We start from the raw sequence: 2845 nt of genomic DNA on the forward strand, positions 1-2845 counted from the left end.
CTTATTCTCACGTGCGAGCCACCCGGCGGCGAGTGCGGTTTCATCAGCCGCAAAATTTAGCCTTCTCGCAAGCTCGGCAATGGTTATAAGTCCGGTTTCTCCTAATTTTTCAAAGATGATCCCGGCTTTAAATCCTATATTTGCTTTTTCCATGATAAAGTTTATATTTTAATGGTTCAAAAATATGTATATATTTTATTATTCAAAGCGTGTAGAAATACAAATTAGAATTTACCCCGTTAATAAATTTTAACAATATAGATATTACGTTCTATTCATTTCATTTTGCGGATGAAAAGAACTTTACAACTCTATCTTATAGGGGGTTAATTTAGTAATACCTTACTGAAAAACAACGCTCTGAAACATTCCCTGTCACCGTTAAACAGGCACAAATATCTCCCCTTTACATCCTCAAAGAAGATATAATACAGGCAGGAATTAATGCCGAATCTATTTGTTCCGATGATCTTTGCATGGCTTAATTTTTGGCGTACTTGTTTTTCCGTCAGCCCTTCGATGTATATCAACCCTTTCATGTTTCCCATTTGTCCGGGGGTGATCTTAAGCGAACTAAGTAGTTCTTTGAGGTCAAACAGCTTAGGAGTGTTTGACAAGCAGTTTAGGGACTGTTTTCGCTGTGTCTTTTCCATTGCTATAAGGATTTCGCTTGTGCCCTACACCAAGCCAATAAACATAAAAAAAGCGGAAGGGCATTCGCCTATCCGCAAGCGAGGGAGTCCAAGCCCTATACACACAAACAGGAGATACCCCCCGCATATCACGGGGAGCATTTATCTGTTTCTCTGTGTATAATGCAATTTTTGGACTTTTCGCTTGCACAGAAATCAGCTAAACGCTTTTTTTCTCAAAATGTAAAAACACGGTCGGTTTACGACCGCACAAAGATAACAAATTGTTGGCTAAAAGGGTTTACGAACCTTTTATTTTTTTGCCCTATTATCTTAAATTCAGTGTTTATGAAATACCAAGTTCTTTTTGAACATCCTTGTTTGCAGATGAAAAGATACTTTTGCAGTACCTTAATGTTGTCCGCATGGTGGGAGAACCGTACCGATCAGCCGGGTGCGCAATATCATTTTATAATAACCGATAGGTTGTTTTTATGGTGTAACGCCCCGATATCGCTTTCTTTTTTTGTATCTTTATGTAGAAAATATTGCGTATTAACTGTTAATTTCGAAAAATGATGTATCTTTGCGGCTTTCAAAATTGTAAGTATAGAATTTATAATTAAAATATTAGGTTTCAAAAGTATAAAGGTTTTTGGTTAGTTGCTCTTTCTGGGGTAGCAGATATTTTATAGTAAGTTATATGCAAAAAAAACAGAAAAAAGTTGGAAATATTGATTTTTTTTATAAACACACACACACACACACACACACACGAGTGTGTGTAGAAACCTATATTTAAGACTTTTCAAGGTAATTCTCCTTTCTTTTTTATCGTGTTCCGTTCTTTTCGTTTCCGCTCAAGAGACACGGGATTCCGTGAAAATATATTTCCACAAGGGTAGAACGGAAATAGATCTCTCTTTACGGGATAACAGGCGGTCGTTAGAGAAGATCAGCCGCCGGATATTGGAATACAGGCCGGACACGGCTTTCTCTATCTGCAAGATTATGGTGGTCGGTGCGGCGTCCCCCGAGGGGAGCATCGAACTGAACAGGCGTTTGTCTGAACTAAGGGCGAAACGTTTGTTCGATCACGTGTGCGGTTACTCGCCGCTACCCGACACGCTGAAAACGTCGGTATTCGTGGGGCGTGACTGGAGGGGATTGCTGCGTTTGGTGGAGAATGATCCCGGAATGCCCGGTAAATCGGAAACGGTGGAGCTTCTGCAAGGTATTGTTTCCGAGGTGGAAGCAAGTGGAAACGGGGAGAACAAGATAAATGAATTGAAACGCTTGCGGTACGGCATCCCATATCGGTACATGTATCGGAATTTGTTTCCGGATCTTCGTGCATCTTGTTTGTATATTTGGTATGAATCGAAACGGAAGTCGTTCCCTGCCATGCAGGTTATCTCCCACCTGCATGATACATTGTACTTACCTTGTAAGCTTTCTCCGTTCGGTGGAGAAACGGGCGGTTTCCAGTCTGGGGAAAAACATGGGCCTTTTTACATGGCCGTGAAAACGAACATGCTTTATGATGCGTTGCTTGTGCCGAATATAGGGGTGGAGTTTTACGTCGGAAAGAACTGGTCCTTGGCCGGGAATTGGATGTATGCCTGGTGGAAAAGCGACCGGCACCATAACTACTGGCGGCTCTATGGCGGGGATCTGGAAGTGCGCCGCTGGTTTGGCAGGAAAGCGTCGGAAAAACCGCTTGCAGGGCATCACATCGGTCTCTACGGTCGGATATTCACCTACGACTTCGAGACCGGGGGGACGGGCTACATGGGCGGCAAGCCTGGCGGTACGCTTTGGGATAAGATGAACTATTCGGTAGGTCTGGAGTATGGTTATTCGCTGCCCGTCGCCCGTCGTCTGAATCTGGATTTCGTCATCGGTGTGGGCTATTGGGGTGGAGAATACCATAAATATGCCCCTATCGACGGCCATTATGTCTGGAAGGAGACCCGACGGCGCCACTGGTTTGGTCTCACGGAGGCGGAGATTTCGCTCGTATGGCTCTTGGGCCGTGGCAACTACAACGAGAAGAAAGGAGGCAGGCAGTGATACGGATACGCTTTTGTCTGGTGTTCATATTTTTATGGATGGGACTGACGGCTTGTGAGCATAAGGATTTATGTTACGATCATCCGCACTTTGCCACGGTGCGGGTAATATTCGACTGGACCAAGATTTCCAATCATGAC

3 protein-coding genes are annotated in these 2845 nt (G+C 43.7%); 2 read left to right on the plus strand and 1 reads right to left on the minus strand.

Features of this window, described 5'->3' with window-relative positions:
* On the minus strand, positions 1–153 hold a 153-nt coding region (locus AC5RDS_RS03600), incomplete at its 3' end, for a winged helix-turn-helix domain-containing protein (protein ID WP_494222210.1).
* Between the two features lie 1259 nt (positions 154–1412).
* On the opposite strand from AC5RDS_RS03600, the gene AC5RDS_RS03605 reads away from it, so the two are divergent.
* Positions 1413–2705: a DUF3575 domain-containing protein gene (locus tag AC5RDS_RS03605; RefSeq protein WP_008778072.1), complete on the plus strand. Its 1293-nt coding sequence runs from the start codon at positions 1413–1415 to the stop codon at positions 2703–2705.
* Positions 2702–2845 (plus strand): DUF5119 domain-containing protein (locus tag AC5RDS_RS03610; protein WP_494222211.1); only part of this gene is annotated, 144 nt, incomplete at its 3' end. The genes AC5RDS_RS03605 and AC5RDS_RS03610, both read left to right, overlap by 4 nt.

This window comes from Odoribacter sp., assembly GCF_985060555.1.